The 16,108-nt window shown below is 43.9% G+C and carries 15 protein-coding genes; 6 read left to right on the top strand and 9 right to left on the bottom strand.

From position 1 onward, the window contains the following. The first annotated feature begins 154 nt into the window (after nucleotides 1-154). The 5 genes from G4D73_RS00170 to G4D73_RS00150 all read left to right on the top strand — a co-directional run bounded on the left by G4D73_RS00170 (nucleotide 155) and on the right by G4D73_RS00150 (nucleotide 4,697). The gene (locus G4D73_RS00170; RefSeq protein ID WP_180037873.1) at nucleotides 155-640 is read left to right on the top strand and encodes an NUDIX hydrolase; all 486 of its coding nucleotides are present in this window, start codon (nucleotides 155-157) and stop codon (nucleotides 638-640) included. A 4-nt stretch (nucleotides 641-644) separates the two neighbouring features. Continuing rightward, nucleotides 645-1,784: a tRNA 2-thiouridine(34) synthase MnmA gene (gene mnmA, locus G4D73_RS00165; protein WP_213687086.1), complete on the top strand. Its 1,140-nt coding sequence runs from the start codon at nucleotides 645-647 to the stop codon at nucleotides 1,782-1,784. 7 nt (nucleotides 1,785-1,791) lie between these two features. Then, complete coding sequence (gene hflD / locus G4D73_RS00160; RefSeq protein ID WP_005107369.1) at nucleotides 1,792-2,523, top strand: high frequency lysogenization protein HflD; 732 nt, start codon at nucleotides 1,792-1,794, stop codon at nucleotides 2,521-2,523. A 54-nt stretch (nucleotides 2,524-2,577) separates the two neighbouring features. Beyond that, nucleotides 2,578-3,966 carry an adenylosuccinate lyase gene (gene purB / locus G4D73_RS00155; protein ID WP_213687085.1) on the top strand — a complete coding sequence of 463 codons (1,389 nt, stop codon included), beginning with the start codon at nucleotides 2,578-2,580 and terminating at the stop codon, nucleotides 3,964-3,966. A gap of 89 nt (nucleotides 3,967-4,055) precedes the next feature. Then, the gene (locus G4D73_RS00150; protein ID WP_213687084.1) at nucleotides 4,056-4,697 is read left to right on the top strand and encodes a DUF2238 domain-containing protein; all 642 of its coding nucleotides are present in this window, start codon (nucleotides 4,056-4,058) and stop codon (nucleotides 4,695-4,697) included. Nucleotides 4,698-4,770: 73 nt separating this feature from the next. Here the strand turns inward: G4D73_RS00150 and G4D73_RS00145 are convergent, their stop codons facing one another. The 9 genes from G4D73_RS00145 to G4D73_RS00105 form a co-directional block, all read right to left on the bottom strand. Then, a complete protein-coding gene (locus tag G4D73_RS00145) occupies nucleotides 4,771-5,010 on the bottom strand; it encodes a hypothetical protein (RefSeq protein ID WP_044112890.1) in 240 nt (79 codons plus the stop codon). Nucleotides 5,011-5,067: 57 nt separating this feature from the next. Continuing rightward, the gene (locus G4D73_RS00140; protein WP_153566484.1) at nucleotides 5,068-5,499 is read right to left on the bottom strand and encodes a hypothetical protein; all 432 of its coding nucleotides are present in this window, start codon (nucleotides 5,497-5,499) and stop codon (nucleotides 5,068-5,070) included. A 109-nt stretch (nucleotides 5,500-5,608) separates the two neighbouring features. After that, on the bottom strand, nucleotides 5,609-6,571 hold the full coding sequence (gene sohB, locus G4D73_RS00135; RefSeq protein ID WP_213687083.1) for a protease SohB: 963 nt from the start codon (nucleotides 6,569-6,571) through the stop codon (nucleotides 5,609-5,611). A gap of 151 nt (nucleotides 6,572-6,722) precedes the next feature. Further along, complete coding sequence (gene pstB, locus G4D73_RS00130) at nucleotides 6,723-7,637, bottom strand: phosphate ABC transporter ATP-binding protein PstB (protein WP_004279716.1); 915 nt, start codon at nucleotides 7,635-7,637, stop codon at nucleotides 6,723-6,725. 13 nt (nucleotides 7,638-7,650) lie between these two features. Then, nucleotides 7,651-9,042 carry a phosphate ABC transporter permease PstA gene (pstA, locus tag G4D73_RS00125; protein WP_004279713.1) on the bottom strand — a complete coding sequence of 464 codons (1,392 nt, stop codon included), beginning with the start codon at nucleotides 9,040-9,042 and terminating at the stop codon, nucleotides 7,651-7,653. Next, nucleotides 9,042-10,421 carry a phosphate ABC transporter permease subunit PstC gene (pstC, locus tag G4D73_RS00120; RefSeq protein WP_213687082.1) on the bottom strand — a complete coding sequence of 460 codons (1,380 nt, stop codon included), beginning with the start codon at nucleotides 10,419-10,421 and terminating at the stop codon, nucleotides 9,042-9,044. The genes pstA and pstC overlap by 1 nt, the downstream gene beginning before the upstream one ends. A gap of 104 nt (nucleotides 10,422-10,525) precedes the next feature. After that, entirely contained in the window at nucleotides 10,526-11,557 is a 1,032-nt protein-coding gene (locus tag G4D73_RS00115) for a substrate-binding domain-containing protein (RefSeq protein WP_004279710.1), read from the bottom strand. Nucleotides 11,558-11,993: 436 nt separating this feature from the next. Further along, complete coding sequence (locus G4D73_RS00110; RefSeq protein WP_213687081.1) at nucleotides 11,994-13,526, bottom strand: pyridoxal phosphate-dependent decarboxylase family protein; 1,533 nt, start codon at nucleotides 13,524-13,526, stop codon at nucleotides 11,994-11,996. Between the two features lie 3 nt (nucleotides 13,527-13,529). Then, nucleotides 13,530-14,903, bottom strand: coding sequence for a diaminobutyrate--2-oxoglutarate transaminase (locus G4D73_RS00105; RefSeq protein ID WP_005246815.1), 1,374 nt, complete (start codon nucleotides 14,901-14,903; stop codon nucleotides 13,530-13,532). Nucleotides 14,904-15,377: 474 nt separating this feature from the next. On the opposite strand from G4D73_RS00105, the gene G4D73_RS00100 reads away from it, so the two are divergent. Next, nucleotides 15,378-16,082 (top strand): SIMPL domain-containing protein, encoded by a 705-nt coding sequence (locus G4D73_RS00100; RefSeq protein ID WP_004646521.1) that lies wholly within the window; start codon nucleotides 15,378-15,380, stop codon nucleotides 16,080-16,082. The last annotated feature ends 26 nt before the right edge of the window (nucleotides 16,083-16,108 follow it).

Raw genomic sequence — 16,108 nt, 5'->3', positions numbered from 1 at the left:
TGAAAATTATATCGCTGAAAAAGCCTTTACAGATAGGTTTGTGCAACAAAGCCGTTAATCTTTAAAAGAACTCCTTTAAAGAATTCCCCATTCAACATAGCCACACACCCTAAAATTTTATACAATAGTGCATCCTTTTCCATGGTGCTGCTTTATGACCGCTTGGACTGCTCATGTCACTGTCGCAACTATCGTTGAAAAAGACGGAAAATTCTTGTTTGTAGAAGAACATACAGAAGGTGTGACACACACGGTATTTAATCAGCCAGCAGGTCATGTGGAATGCGGTGAAACCATTATCGAAGCCGCAATTCGTGAAACCATGGAAGAGACCGGACATACGGTTGAAGTAACTCATCTTTTAGGGATATATACTTATACCCCACCGATGTTCCCGGATCGTACATATTTTCGTTTCTGCTTTTTAGCCAAATCCATTGACTATGACCCAAATGCCACTTTAGATACAGATATTGTCGGCGCAGTCTGGATGACGCTCGATGAACTGATTGGATCTGCTCGCGCGCGTAGTCCATTGGTGATTAAAGCCGTGCAAGATGCGCTTTCAGGTCAAAAATATCCTTTATCGCTCATTTACGAGCACCAGAATTCTCCCTTACTTTCAAATTTGGATGCCTAATCCTATGCAACAACGTGTCATCGTCGGTATGTCAGGTGGTGTAGATTCATCTGTTTCTGCCGCCCTTTTACTTCAACAAGGTTATCAGGTTGAAGGTCTTTTCATGAAAAACTGGGAAGAAGATGACGGCACAGAATATTGCACGGCGATGGATGACCTTGCCGATGCTCAGGCCGTTTGCGACAAAATCGGCATTAAACTGCATACCGCAAACTTTGCCATGGAATATTGGGATCGTGTCTTTGAACATTTCTTGGCGGAATATGCGGCTGGCCGTACACCAAACCCAGATATTTTATGTAATAAAGAAATTAAATTCCGTGCCTTTTTGGATCACGCAGTGAATCTGGGTGCAGACTTTATTGCCACAGGTCACTACTGCCGTCGTGGTGAAACCATGACCAACTCACGTGGTGAAGAATATGCACCTTTATTGCGTGGTGTGGACAATAACAAAGACCAGACTTATTTCCTGCATGCTGTCCATGGTCGTGAAATTAACAAGACCCTGTTCCCTGTCGGTGAAATTGAAAAGACTCAAGTCCGTAAAATTGCAGAAGAATTAGATCTGGTTACTGCCAAGAAAAAAGACTCGACTGGCATCTGTTTTATTGGTGAACGTCGTTTTAATGACTTCTTAAAGCAATATTTACCCGCTCAACCCGGAAAAATCGTACTGGAAGACGGTAAAGAGGTTGGTGATCATCACGGCTTAATGTACTATACGCTCGGTCAACGCGGTGGTATTGGTATTGGCGGTATGAAAGGCGTTGCTGAAGGTGCCTGGTTCGTATTGCATAAAGATATCGAAGGCAATCGTCTGGTGGTCGGTCAAGGCCATGAACACCCACTCATGCAGAGCACGATGCTCTGGTCTGAGGCAATTGACTGGGTGGCAGGTGAGCAGGATATTCCTGAAACAGGTTTCCGCTGTACGGCCAAAACCCGTTACCGTCAGACTGATCAAGCATGTACTGTGTATCAAGATTCAGAATCACCGAATGGTGTTTGTGTTGAGTTTGATGAACCTCAACGTGCAGTGACCCCAGGTCAAAGCGTGGTGTTCTATTCAGGTGAAGTTTGTTTAGGGGGTGGTGTGATTCATCATACCAATGCGCCTAAACCTGATTTTATAAAAGGATGAATTCGGCATGACGGAGTTACCATTTCAACCAGCCACAACGTTGAATACTCGTCAAAATCGTGCTTTGGCATTAGCGGGTGTGTTTCAGGCCACCCAGCTAACCCATATGACAGCATTGACGGGTCAGCAAAGCATTGGTGAAAGTGGTAACTTTTATTTTGAACAGTTGATTAGAGCCAGTCTTAATATCCGTCCCGGCAGCAATCAGAATGCCCAGACGCTTGACTTTTTTAATCAACTGGCCGATATTTCCTTAGGTTTAAAAACATTAGAAAGCAGCATTATTCAACCCTTCAATACTTCTCCAAAATCCAGAATTCCAAAACTTTCCAGCACCAAACTTCCCATGAGCTATGCAATGGCACTTCTTCAATTAGAAAAGAAGGTCTATAGCAACCCCAAATTTGTTGAAATTATTGAACAGTCCCAACAGAAAATTCTCAGACAGCTTTCTTTCTTTGATAATAATTACCTGCACCCCAGCATCATTGCCAATCTCGCTCAAACCTATGTCGATACGGCCGGACAGATTAATCCGCGCATTATGGTACGTGGTAATGCTGAAGCCTTTAAAGATGCCGGACACACCAACCGCATTCGTGCGTCCTTATTTACCGGTTTGCAAATGGCGCACTTGTGGCGTCAGCTCGGTGGCAGCTCTTGGGGCATGGTATTTGGCAAGCGCAAGTTGCTACAAGATATTCAGAATCTAGCGCGTTTACAGTTTCAGGTGGTTTAACTGATGCTGCACGTGTTTCGTTTTACGTTTAATTCCAAAATCTAAGGAATCGATATGAACGCTTTAACTGCACTTTCTCCATTAGATGGACGTTATGCGAGCAAATGTGATGCTCTACGTCCTTTTCTTTCTGAGTTTGGTTTAATCCATGCTCGTGTGACTGTTGAAGTGCGTTGGTTACAAGCGCTTGCAAACCACCCGGAAATTACTGAAGTACCGGCGTTTTCAGGCGAAACTAATGCAGCGCTTGATGCGATTGTGAGCGATTTTTCTGAAGATGATGCCAATCGCATCAAAGAGATCGAACGCACCACTAACCACGACGTTAAAGCGGTTGAGTATTTCCTGAAAGAAAAAATCGCTGGTATCGAAGAACTTAAAAATGCCGGTGAATTCATTCACTTTGCATGTACGTCTGAAGATATTAACAACCTGTCACATGCCTTGATGCTGAAAAGCGGTCGTGATGTACTGGTTGCATCTATGCAGCAAATCATCGATTCAATCGTTGCGCTTTCTGAAAAGCATGCAGACCAGCCAATGTTGTCTCGTACTCATGGTCAAACTGCAAGCCCGACAACTTTGGGTAAAGAAATGGCGAACGTGGCTTACCGCCTTGCACGCCAAATCAAACAGTTCAAAAATGTTGAGCTACTGGGCAAAATCAATGGTGCAGTCGGTAACTACAATGCGCACTACTCTGCTTACCCAGACATCAACTGGCCTGCGCATTCACAAGCATTTGTAGAGTCTTTGGGTCTAGACTTCAACCCGTACACCACTCAAATCGAGCCACATGACTATATGGCTGAACTGTTTGATGCGCTACGTCGTTTCAACACTATTCTGATCGATTTTAACCGTGACATTTGGGGCTATATCTCTCTTGGTTTCTTCAAGCAAAAACTAAAAGAAGGCGAAGTTGGTTCTTCAACCATGCCACACAAAGTTAACCCAATTGACTTTGAAAACTCTGAAGGTAACTTGGGTATTGCCAATGCTGTACTTGCACACCTTGGCGAAAAACTGCCAATTTCTCGCTGGCAGCGTGACCTGACTGACTCGACTGTGCTTCGCAACATGGGTGTTGGTTTTGCGCAAAGCTTAATTGCTTTTGAAGCTTGCTCTAAAGGTATTGGCAAACTTGAGTTGAACGCTGCGCGTATTAATGAAGATTTGGATAATGCCCAAGAAGTATTGGCTGAGCCTATTCAAACTGTAATGCGTCGTTACAACGTTGAAAAACCGTACGAAAAACTGAAAGCCCTGACTCGTGGTCAAGCCATGACTCGCGACATGATGGTTGATTTCGTAAATGGTAACGAGTTGGAAGCTGTTCCTACTGCTGACCGTGCGCGTTTAGCGGAAATGACGCCTGCATCATATACAGGTAATGCTGCTGACCAGGCCAAACAAGTGGCTGAGCTGATTGCTAAAATCTAATTTGCAATAAGACGAAAAGGCGAAGCTCAGGCTTCGCCTTTTTATTTATAATGTGTTTTATTCTAAAAAAGATATTTTATAATAACGACATGATTGATCATCGACTTTCCGCCAAACATTACACAAGCCTGAGCATTTTAATTCTGGCCATTTTGCTTGCCAGTATTCGTCCTTTAGAACTGGAAGCTTATCTCTTGCATCAGGCAGGCACAGTTTTCATGACCATCATGCTGCTCATCTGCCTGTATAAAATCGGCCTGAATTTTTTAAGTTTTAATTTATATATTCTTTTTCTGATTGTTCATGTGATTGCTGCACACTATCTATATTCTTATGTGCCTTATAACCAGTGGATTGAACAGATTTTTGGCTTTAATCTGAATGAAGCGATGCACTGGTCACGTAATATGTTCGACCGATTTGTCCATCTGGCCTACGGATTATTACTTTATCCAATTTTCCATCGCCTGTTTCAGGTCTGGTTGCCACAGCAAAAACCTGTGGTCATTTTCCTGCTGGTGATTCAGTTCGTGGTGGCCAGCAGTATGATCTATGAGTGGCTGGAATGGCTGATTGCCATTGGTTTATCTCCCGAGGAAGCTGAAAACTATAATGGACAACAAGGTGACATGTGGGATGCACACAAAGACGTCTTGCTTGCTACGATTGGTGCAGCGGTAACAGGCGGTCTGCAGTTGATACCGAAAAATCAAAAAATCCCACTGAAGTGAGCTTTAAAATTCATTCAAGATCAATTGAATTAAAGTTTTGGATCACGCATTTAATTACATTCATATTTTTCAATTATGAATGTGGGCAATATCGCATCCAATCATCTTTCATTTTTTGCAGTTCATTATCCGTCAACATCTCACTGTAATAAATGAAATAGATTGCATCAGGATATTGAATCTCATGACGGAACATCATGCCACGCAGTGACACAGATAACTCCTCAGGAAAATCATCCTCTAAATAAAGTTCTTCAAATTCATAATTAAAATAACAATTTTGCGTCGCAAGAAATGCTTCAGCTATAGCCATGTTTCTGCTCTAACAATGAAATATGCTTTATATTATCTGATTAGTTTCAATGATGGTTTACATTTCATTCGGTTCAATCCATTGAACAAACTTAGATTCTGACAAATGTGGATATTTGAACTTATCTAGATATTCAAAACAGGCCTTTTGGCCTTGAGGAATTTTATCCAGATGCTTATCGAAAAATAAATGCCGACTATATTGAGCGCCATCAAAGCGAATACTCACACGTTCAAATTCATTACCACCTCGAACTTTATGCATCTGATAAAACTGCACAACACCACATTCCTTCGATGGAATAACAGGTGGATCATTGGGCTTTAGAAAGCTATACAGCAGAAAGATACAAACGCCGGGTAGAAAACTCAGCCAAAACAAAACCTTCTTAGAATCATCCTGAGTTAATTTTGCTTCAGAACAAAGCATACATAACATCGGAATAAATACGATACTAAAAAACCCAAGCAACAAAATAAACGTGAGCATATGAGCCTAGACTCAATCAGAGTACTCCACTTATATCATAACAATATGATTTCAAAAAATAAAAAAGCCCACCGAAGTGAGCTTTAAAATTCATTCAAGATCAATTGGATTAAAGTTTTGGATCACGTATTTGCACCAGATTTGCGTTGGCTTTACTTAAGCTTTCCATAACTTTATTCATGACAGTGGGTATCAGTGAATCAGCAATTTGCGCTGCTTGCAGGCCGAGTTTTTCACCCAAAGTTGGTTTCTTGCGGGTCTGGATGGAATAGATATCATGTTGGGTCAACAAGTTGAGCAGGTATTCATCTGAGGTTTGCAGTTTATCCAACAGATTTAGATCCAGCGCATCCCGACCATACCAATGCTCACCAGTGGCCACTTTTTCAATATTCAGCTGTGGGCGATACTTTTCAACGAAATGTTTGAATAAAGCATGGGTTTGCTGTAGTTCTTCTTCAAACTTAGCCTTACCCTCTTCGGTATTTTCACCAAACATGGTCACGGTACGTTTGTATTGACCTGCGGTATAGAGTTCAAAGTCGATTTTATTGTCTTTCAGCAGACGGTTAAAATTGGGTACTTGAGCAACTACACCAATTGAACCAACAATCGCGAATGGTGCAGAAATAATTTCATTGGCGATACACGCCATCATATAACCGCCACTAGCGGCTACTTTATCGACACAGATGGTCAGATGAAAACCTGCCTCGCGTAAACGTACCAGTTGAGCTGCTGCAAGTCCATAACCATGGACCATGCCGCCCGGGCTTTCCAGACGCACCACCACACGGTCACGGCCGGCTTTAGCTGTGGCCAGAATCAGAGTGATTTCTTCACGCAAGCCTTCTACCGCAGAAGCCGCCATATCGCCTTTAAAATCGAGTACATAGATTTTTTGATTGGTTTTCTTACGCGCACGCGCTTCTTTCGACAGTTGTTGCGACAACTGTAAAAGTTCCAGTTTAGAGCCAGTAGTTTGCGCTATTTTTTTTCGTTGTTCATTGATACGCGCATTGAGATGACTAATACGGATTTCAGCGGACAGTTTCGGAGTATGAAATAACATAAAAAATCTATTCTCTATTTAATTCGGATTTATTCCTTTAGATTAGGTCAATTTCGGTTTTTTTCAACTTTATTTCGAGAATTATTACGATTATCACCATCTATTTCACCTATAAAAAAAGAGCCTTACGGCTCTTATTCTAGATATCGGATTAACCAAAACGCCCAGTAATATAGGCTTCAGTCAACTGATGATCTGGCTGGGTAAAGACTTTCTCGGTCGAGTTGACTTCAATCAAATCACCCAAATGGAAATATGCAGTACGATCCGATACACGTGCTGCCTGTTGCATAGAGTGAGTTACAATCGCAATCGTGTATTGGGTAGAAAGCTCAGAAATCAGCTCTTCTACTTTGGCGGTTGCAATGGGATCAAGTGCTGAACACGGTTCATCCATCAGGATCACTTCCGGGCTGACTGCAATGGTACGCGCGATACACAGACGTTGCTGCTGACCACCTGACAAACCTGTTCCTGGTTGATTCAAACGATCTTTCACTTCTTCCCACAAACCAGCTTTACGCAAGCTGCCTTCTACAATTTCTTCAAGATCGTACTTGTCACGCGCCAAACCATGCAGCTTCGGACCATAGGAAACATTATCGAAGATTGATTTCGGAAATGGGTTCGGCTTCTGGAAAACCATACCAACCTGTGCACGTAGCAAGACCACATCTAGGTTTGGATCATAAATATCCTGATTGTCCAGCATGACTTTACCGGTCACACGGCAGCTATCAATGGTATCGTTCATGCGGTTTAAGGTACGCAGAAAGGTCGATTTACCACAGCCTGATGGCCCAATAAAAGCAATCACTTCATTTTCATAAATGTTCAGGTCAATGCCTTTAATCGCTTCCGCTTCACCATAGTACACATGCACATCAGAAGTACTAAGTTTCACATTCGTCGACTTCGCATCTTTTTTGCTGCTGCTTTGCGTATCGAACTGGGAAACAAACGGAGTTGCCGGCTTTTGAGTCGCCTCATCCGAGGTGAATTGTGTCTGTTGTGGATTCACGATTTGATCCTTTTTTAAGGAATTTTGAATAACAGTTGTGTTCATGATTCTGCCCCTATTACCAACGGACTTCAAATTTCTTACGTAACCAGATGGCCAGACTGTTCAAGCTGATCATCATGGCCAGAAGTACAATAATTGCTGCTGCGGTACGCCCTTCAAAGAAGTTACGTAATTCATTGCCTTGCCATAAGAAAATCTGCACCGGTAAAGCCGTTGACTGATCAAATGGTGTGGCTGGAACGCTGGCAACAAAAGCACTCATCCCGATTAATAACAATGGTGCAGTTTCACCCAAAGCCTGTGCGACCCCAATGATTGCGCCCGTCAAAATACCCGGCAAAGCCAAAGGCAAGACGTGATGAAATACTGTCTGGATGCGGGAAGCACCGAGGCCCAAAGCTGCCTGACGAATCGAAGGTGGAACCGCTTTAAGTGATGCGCGTGTGGTGATGATCACAGTCGGTAAGGTCATCAGACTCAGTACCAGACCACCCACCAATGGGGCTGACAGTGGCAAATGCATCCAGCCAATGAAGATCGCTGCACCCAATAGACCGAAGACAATCGATGGTACGGCTGCCAGGTTGTTGATATTGACTTCGACCACATCGGTAATCCAGTTTTTCGGAGCAAATTCTTCCAGGTAGATCGCGGAGGCCACCCCGATTGGAATCGAGATAAAGATCACAATCATCATCATGAACAGCGAGCCCATAAAGGCGCCTGCCAAGCCAGAAGTTGCTGGTGAACTGCGCGAGTCAGGACTGGTGAAAATATTGGTATTGAAACTATTTTCAATCACACCAGAGGCTTTCATCTCGTCCGCCACCTGACGTACTTCAGGACTGAGCTGCTGCTGTTCATCGGGAAGATCACGGTCAATATTTCCTGCCAGCCAGACATCGACATTGGCATCCGCCAGAATTTTCACTTCCTTGCTTTGACCGACCAGACTCGGATCATTCATGACCATGTCTCGCAAGCGGTACGCCTCAGAACTGGTATATAAAGAACCCAGTTCATCACGCTGGCTTTCCAGCTTGCTGTCTTTGGCAATCATGCCGTTGATAATCAGCGCATCCCAATCCACCATTCCGACTTCGGTCTGCCATGCGATAAAGCGATCTTCAAACTGTGCTGGAGATTCTCCTGCAGCTGGCTTCGGTTTTGGACCAATATCCACAATGGCAGGATCGAAATGAATCGGCAAACTCATGCTGCTCTGCCAGAATGCAGGCAAACCTTTGGATAAAATACTCCCGAACAGCAATACCACAAAGAACAGACCTGCCAGTACCGCAGAGAAACCAAATAAACGAAAGGTTTTTTCTTTACGATGACGTCGTGCCAAAGAGCTTTGAATGGTCTTCTTACGCTTTTCACGCAGCTCGGCGGCGATGGATGGATCAATACGCTGATCCACAGGCGTTGTATTTGAAGTACTCATTAGTCGTATTGCTCACGATATTTACGCACGATGATCAGTGCAACAATGTTCAAACCTAAGGTAATGACGAATAGCGTCAGTCCTAGTGCAAAGGCCACCAGTGCTTGTGGACTAGCAAAGTCAGTATCCCCAGTTAGCTGATTCACGATGGTAATCGTGACCGTAGACACGGCTTCAAGTGGATTGGCATGCAACTGTGGGCTGTTCCCGGCTGCAAGAACCACGATCATGGTCTCACCAATCGCACGTGACGCCGCCAACAGGAACGCACCAATAATACCCGGCAAGGCTGCGGGTAAAACTACCTGACGGATCGTTTCAGATTTGGTGGCACCCAAACCCAAAGAGCCATCACGTAAGGCACGCGGCACCTGAGTGATGATGTCATCTGACAGAGAAGATACGAACGGAATAATCATGATGCCCATGACCAGACCGGCGGTCAGCGCGCTGGTGGCATTAATTTCGAGTCCGACCAGAGCACCCATGCTTTTAAGGAATGGGCCGATGATCATCAAAGCAAAGACACCATAGACAATCGTAGGAATACCCGCCAACACTTCAATTGTAGGTTTTGCCCAAGAGCGGAATCGCGGTGAAGCGTATTCGGCCAGATAGATCGCAATCATCAGGCCTACTGGAACCGCGACCAGAAGCGCGATCCCGCTGACCATGAGCGTGCCCCAGAGCAGTGGCAATAAACCATAACTGCCTTCAGCACTGCCAGAGGTGCTAAACCCTGGGTTCCATTGGGTACCAAAGAAGAAATCGAGTGGGCTAACGAAGCTGAAGAAACGCATCGCCTCGCCAAACATCGACATCACAATCCCGAGAGTGGTCAGAATCGCCACACCTGAACACAATGCCAGGCCGATATTAATCATTTTTTCGACTTGGTTACGTGCACGGAATTCCTGGCTAATATGTTTCTTGGCCCAGACCAGACCGGCCAGCGCAGCCGAAATCACGACTGCCAATTTGGCAAAGGTACCAATGGTCGAGAATTTAGCCAACTGTTCTGCTGCTGCAACTTCATAAGCTGCAGGTGTATCACTGACCCCGAAACCTGAGGCAAGTGCCTGAACGCGATCAATCACAACACTCAGACTTGCCGGATCCAGACTAGCAGAAACATTTTCTGGCAAATGGTTGAGTACCACCTGCTCCAGAAAAGTGGGTTCTACCATATTCCAAACAATCAAAATTAAAAACGCAGGGATACCACACCATAGTGCAACCAGGGCACCATAATATCCGGGACGCGAGTGTAAGTTTGCAGAATTGTTTCCCTTACCTGCTAAGCTACGGCTTTTACTTAATCCGATTTGATAGGCTATGGCCATGATGGCCAATAACACACCTATAAGTAGCAGATTCATGTATTCTCCACTGTTTTTTCAATTTTCATGGTTTGAAAAAACTTGTTTATCGCAAAAAGCCGATGGTAGGTTGACCCTACCACCAGCGTTTTCAAAATCATTTATTACTTCACAACAACCGCTTTACCAGCCTTGAAATTTGCCAGGACTGCTGCACGTTCTTTATCAGACATTGAAATCAGACCTGCTTTTTCCAGCTTAGAGCCTTTGCCAGATACTTTCTTGTTCAGGAAGTATTCTGTGAACTGCGGTAAGCCTTTGATCGATTTCAAATGCTCGCCTTTTACGTAGAAGAACAATGGGCGTGATACCGGATAAGCACCATTCAAGATGGTCTTTTCAGAAGGCGCTACATTGTTCACTGTGGCAACACGTAGACGGTCACGGTTCTGGTCATAGAAACCTAGCCCAAACACACCTACGGCACTTGGAGAAGTTTTTAAACGTGCCAATGTTTCGGTATAGTCACCGGCAATCTCAACCACACGGCCATCTTTACGGAATGTCGTACAGGCTTTTTTCTTGGCATCTTTGTCTAGAGACTTAATTGCAGCGTACGTTTCACAACCTGCATCCACCATTTTCTCCTGGAAGACTTCGCGCGTACCATGATTCGAAGCAGGAATTACCAGGGTGATCGGTTCATTTGGAAGTGCTTTGTCAATTTGGTTCCAACGCGTGTACGGGTTAGCGACCATTTTGCCATTTGATGGAAGTTGTGCAGCAAGCGCAGCGAAGACATGTTGTGGACGCAGTTTATACGCAGCCTTGTTAGCATTCGATGCAAATACAATACCGTCATAACCAATTTTGATTTCTAGGACTTGGTTAACGCCATTCTTTTTACATTCTGCCAGTTCGGTACTTTTGATTTGACGCGAAGAGTTTGCGATATCAATCGTGTTATCACCCACGCCATTACAGAACTGCTTTAAACCACCTGAAGAACCGCCAGAACCGACAACTGGTGTTTTAAACTGTGGAAAAGTATTACCGAATTCTTCTGCCACGATACTGGCATATGGAAGTACAGTTGAAGAACCTGCAATTTGGATGGTGTCACGTGCTGCGTGTGCAGTCGTTACAGCAGTTGCCCCGGTTACTGCTAATGCTAAAGCTATATTTGTAAAGCGCATTCTAGTATCTCTCTCATTTATGCAAATTTGGAGTACACCACTTTTTATTCAGTTTTGTACTTCTTTCGATACCTGCATTTTGATTTTAGAATATGACAGATAAGTTACAGCTTTATTACGATTTAGTGATTTTTAATCTAGCGGTTTTTTCTTGATTAAATTTTTATGGATTTCAATGATTAAGTTCTTTATATCATCTAGTTCAATAAAAAATTTTAGACCAATGACATGTAACAATTTTTATAAACCTGAACTCAGGATAAATCCTGCTCCCCAGTTTTACATAAGCCTATGACAAATAAATAACAGGCCAAACGGGATTCAGACCTTCCGTGTTTTTGTGAGGAATTTCGATCTGGGAAAGGACCTTTTTTTATTTTTAAGCGCACAAAAAAGGAGATCATTTCGATCTCCTTTTTTTTCACACCACCATCACTTATGCAATGGGTGGCGTATAAGTACCGTCAGCGATTGAATCTTTGATACGATCCGCTTCTACAAGCACTAATGCCAGCAAGTTCTTCACGTTATCAAGCGTTGCAACCGGGCTTAAAGTAGTCATTTTCAGAGACTGAACCTGACCGACTTTCGTCACACCAATGTTCGCTTCACCACGCGCAAACAGTTCGTCTGCTACGTTTTGATTGAGCGTATCGAGTAATTCAACCGGATATCCCGCTGGAACCACACGGAACAAGACAGACGCGAATTGAGGCTCAAGCAGAAGCTCCAGACCATCAGTCGCTTTAATGTAGTCTGCCACATCACGGGTTAATTTCACGCCATGATCGATCATCGAACCATAAAGCTCTTCACCTAATGCTTCTACAGTCATCCACAATTTCAAGGCATCAAAACGACGCGTCGTTTGTAGTGATTTCGACACCAAGTTAGGAACACCATGCTCTTCATCATAAGCAGAGTTCAGATACTCAGCTTCATAATGCATGAAACGATAGTTCGCTTCATCTTTGAGCAGGAACGCGCCACAAGAAATGGCCTGGAAGTAATGCTTATGGAAATCAAGCGTGATTGAATCTGACAGCTCAATCCCGTCCAGCATAGAACGATAGTCATTCGAAAGAATCAGTGCACCACCCCATGCCGCATCGATGTGCATCCACGCGCCATATTTATTGGTGATTTCACGAATTGCTTTCAATGGATCAATCGCGCCAGCATCCGTTGTACCCGCAGTCGCTACCACACATGCCACTATCTTGCCTTCAGACTGAAGGTGCGCCATGGTTTTTTCGAGTGCATCTACGTCCATCTGTGCATTCTCATTCACAGGAACAGTGACCACTGACTGGAAGCCCATGCCCATCATCGCCATGTTCTTTTGCACAGAGAAATGTGCATTTTCAGAACAGATGACTTTGACATTACGCATCGCATCCACAGGAATACCATCACGCTGAACCGACCACGGATTACCGTTTTCGTCTTTCCAGTTTTTCGCGATGCAAGCATCACGCGCAAGCAATACGCCCATCAAGTTAGACTGCGTACCACCAGAAGTGAACACACCGGCCTGACCCGCACCATAGCCGACTTTTTGACGTAACCAGTCAATTAACTGAACTTCCATCAATGAACCGGCCGGGCTTTGATCCCATGAGTCCATTGACTGGTTGGTTGCGTTAATCAGCACTTCCGCGATCTGGCTAGTCACCATTGTTGGACAGTGAAGATGTGCAAGTGAATGCGGATGATGAACTTTTAAGCTCTTGTTGAGAAAAAGCTCAACCATACGCTCAAGAGATTTTTCTACACCCAGACCTTCTTTTGAAGGGTTAAATGCAATCGCACTGCGTAGCTCTTTAATGCTACCACCAGTGTACATTTTGTCATTTTGCAACCATGCCGCAACCGCTTTGGTCGCTTGGTCCATGCCAGCCTGATAGTCAGCAATGGATGCAGCATCATTGCAGAGTAACGCTTTACGATGTTCTGCGAAATCTACCATGAATTATGCGCCTCGAACTGCAACTAGTGCTTCAGCAACCGATTTTTTGAAACGAGCAATCACTTCAACACATTCGTCTTGAGTAATGATCAACGGACAAAGTAAACGAATCACTGTACCGTTACGACCACCTTTCTCAAGCAATAATTTATTGTTGAAACAAGCGGTTTGGATCGCTGCAGCCAACTGACCATCAGCAGGTAAAGAACCCATATGATCCGCATCTTTGCGCTCATCTACGATTTCAACGCCGATCATCAGACCACGGCCACGCACGTTACCGATACATGGGAATTCAGCAGCCAGTTTTTTCAATTCAGCTTGCAGGAAATCACCACGCTCTTGTGCATTTTGCGCCAGGTTCTGTTCTTTAATGGTATTGATCGTTGCAAGGCCTGTACCCATCGCCAATTGGTTACCACGGAAAGTACCGGTATGACCTGCTGGCTGCCAAGCATCAAACTTACGTTTAATACCAAGTACGGCAAGCGGCAAGCTACCACCTACGGCTTTAGACATCACTACAACATCAGGTTCAATCCCTGCGTGTTCGAATGCAAACATTTTGCCTGAACGTGCAAAACCAGCCTGAACTTCATCAAGAATCAATACGATGTTGTGTTTTTCAGTCACTTCACGGATTTTTTGCAACCATTTTACTGGCGCCGTTACCACACCGCCTTCACCTTGAATCGCTTCAAGAATTACAGCTGCAGGTTTGGTCACACCACTTTCTACATCTTCAATGAAGTTTTCAAAGTAGTAAGTCAGGGCATCAACACCGGCTTCACCACCAAGACCCAATGGGCAACGGTATTCATGCGGGTATGGCATGAACTGTACACCCGGCATCAAGCCGTTCACTGCATTTTTCGCAGACAGGTTACCTGTCATTGCCAATGCACCGTGAGTCATACCGTGATAACCGCCAGAGAAGCTGATCACTGAGCTACGACCAGTAAAGGTTTTCGCCAGTTTAATCGCGGCTTCGGTTGCATCTGCACCGGATGGACCACAGAACTGCAAGCAGTATTCTTCTTGGCCACCTGGAAGATAAGAAAGAAGTGCTTCAGTAAAAGCATCTTTTAAAGGAGTAGTAAGATCCAGGGTATGCAATGGTAAACCGCTTGCAATCGTATCCTGGATACTTTGAATGACCGCAGGATGATTATGGCCTAATGCCAACGTCCCTGCCCCAGCTAAACAATCAAGGTACTCAGTACCTTCAACATCGGTAACCCAGCAACCTTGTGCTTTCGCTATCGCTAACGGTAATTTACGTGGATAACTACGCACATTCGATTCCATCTGACTTTGGCGAGTCAAGTAGTATTCGTTTGTGGAATTGGTGGCAGGGTTTACAGAAGTAACGCTCATATCGAATTACCATCTCTGATATGGGTGAAAGAAATAAGTCTGGTGACGTTTGGTCCTTTGACTCGGCGCTTTATAAAGGTTCTAGCTAGCAGTTTTGTATTCGAATAACTAGGAGGCGGATGATACCGAATTTTTCAGGAAAATAAACAACTTTCAGTCACATTTTGTCCTAATCTTTATCGAAAAAAAACATCATGCTAATCCATCCCCTAAATCATCATCTTACAGTGTGACAGCAGAAAGAAAAGCGTGTTCTTTTATGGTTTTTGTAGCGCAGGCGGCATTCAGGTAACCAATCTTAAAATTATTCATTAAGTATTTAATTATTAAAAATAAATATAAATTAAATAATGAGATAAAATTAAAGAGAATTTAACACTCTTACGACAAATATTTCGTAAAAAGATCACAATTGAGATTTAATATTTTAACAACGGCTTAGATGGCCAATTTTAAGAAAAACAGGACAATTTCATGCGTCTCTTAGCACTTACCAGTTTGATCCTTGCCAGCACCCTCGCCACAGGCGCATTTGCAGCTCCTGCTGAATCTCTGAATTATAATGTTGTTAATCTTTCAGCAGAGGCTAGCCGTGAAATCTCAAATGATGAAATGCATGCTGTGCTTTATATTGAAAAATCCAACAAACAGCCGGCTGAACTAGCCACTCAAATTAACCAGCTGATGAATCAGGCGATCGCCACAGCACGCAAATATCCTACTGTGAAAATCGAGACGGGCGCACAAAGCACTTATCCTATTTATGACAATGACAACCGTAAATTGAAAGAATGGCGTGGTCGTGCCCAGATTCGTCTGGAATCGAAAGATTTTAAAGCAACGTCTCAACTGATTGCCGAATTACAACAGCACTTCCAGACCCAGTCGATTAACTTTAAAGTATCAGATGAAAAGCGTAAAAAAGTTGAAAGCGAGCTGATGATTGAAGCCACCAAAAACTTCCAGCAACGCGCACAGGCACTCACCCAGACCTGGAACAAACCGAGTTATCAACTGGTGAACTTAAACCTGAATACTAACAATTATTCACCACAGCCAGTACCGCGTATGGCCATGATGAAATCTGCATCGGCTGATATGGCGGTTCCTGAGCAGGAAGTTGCGGCGGGTGAATCGCAAATGACGGTCAGCGCGAATGGGGCTATTCAGTTTAAATAAGACTTCATTATATTATTCGCACTTTT

This window comes from Acinetobacter sp. WY4 (assembly GCF_018438165.1).
In the GTDB taxonomy this organism is placed as follows: Bacteria; Pseudomonadota; Gammaproteobacteria; order Pseudomonadales; family Moraxellaceae; genus Acinetobacter.
Note: the sequence above shows the minus strand (reverse complement) of the source record. Positions and strands in the feature narration are given on the sequence as shown.

Bases quoted from the DNA above. Each gene is read 5' to 3' on its own strand.
- G4D73_RS00170 (WP_180037873.1), top strand. From the start codon at position 155: ATGACCGCTTGGACTGCTCATGTCACTGTCGCAACTATCGTTGAAAAA.
- mnmA (WP_213687086.1), top strand. From the start codon at position 645: ATGCAACAACGTGTCATCGTCGGTATGTCAGGTGGTGTAGATTCATCT.
- hflD (WP_005107369.1), top strand. From the start codon at position 1,792: ATGACGGAGTTACCATTTCAACCAGCCACAACGTTGAATACTCGTCAA.
- purB (WP_213687085.1), top strand. From the start codon at position 2,578: ATGAACGCTTTAACTGCACTTTCTCCATTAGATGGACGTTATGCGAGC.
- G4D73_RS00150 (WP_213687084.1), top strand. From the start codon at position 4,056: ATGATTGATCATCGACTTTCCGCCAAACATTACACAAGCCTGAGCATT.
- G4D73_RS00145 (WP_044112890.1), bottom strand. From the start codon at position 5,010: ATGGCTATAGCTGAAGCATTTCTTGCGACGCAAAATTGTTATTTTAAT.
- G4D73_RS00140 (WP_153566484.1), bottom strand. From the start codon at position 5,499: ATGCTCACGTTTATTTTGTTGCTTGGGTTTTTTAGTATCGTATTTATT.
- sohB (WP_213687083.1), bottom strand. From the start codon at position 6,571: ATGTTATTTCATACTCCGAAACTGTCCGCTGAAATCCGTATTAGTCAT.
- pstB (WP_004279716.1), bottom strand. From the start codon at position 7,637: ATGAACACAACTGTTATTCAAAATTCCTTAAAAAAGGATCAAATCGTG.
- pstA (WP_004279713.1), bottom strand. From the start codon at position 9,042: ATGAGTACTTCAAATACAACGCCTGTGGATCAGCGTATTGATCCATCC.
- pstC (WP_213687082.1), bottom strand. From the start codon at position 10,421: ATGAATCTGCTACTTATAGGTGTGTTATTGGCCATCATGGCCATAGCC.
- G4D73_RS00115 (WP_004279710.1), bottom strand. From the start codon at position 11,557: ATGCGCTTTACAAATATAGCTTTAGCATTAGCAGTAACCGGGGCAACT.
- G4D73_RS00110 (WP_213687081.1), bottom strand. From the start codon at position 13,526: ATGGTAGATTTCGCAGAACATCGTAAAGCGTTACTCTGCAATGATGCT.
- G4D73_RS00105 (WP_005246815.1), bottom strand. From the start codon at position 14,903: ATGAGCGTTACTTCTGTAAACCCTGCCACCAATTCCACAAACGAATAC.
- G4D73_RS00100 (WP_004646521.1), top strand. From the start codon at position 15,378: ATGCGTCTCTTAGCACTTACCAGTTTGATCCTTGCCAGCACCCTCGCC.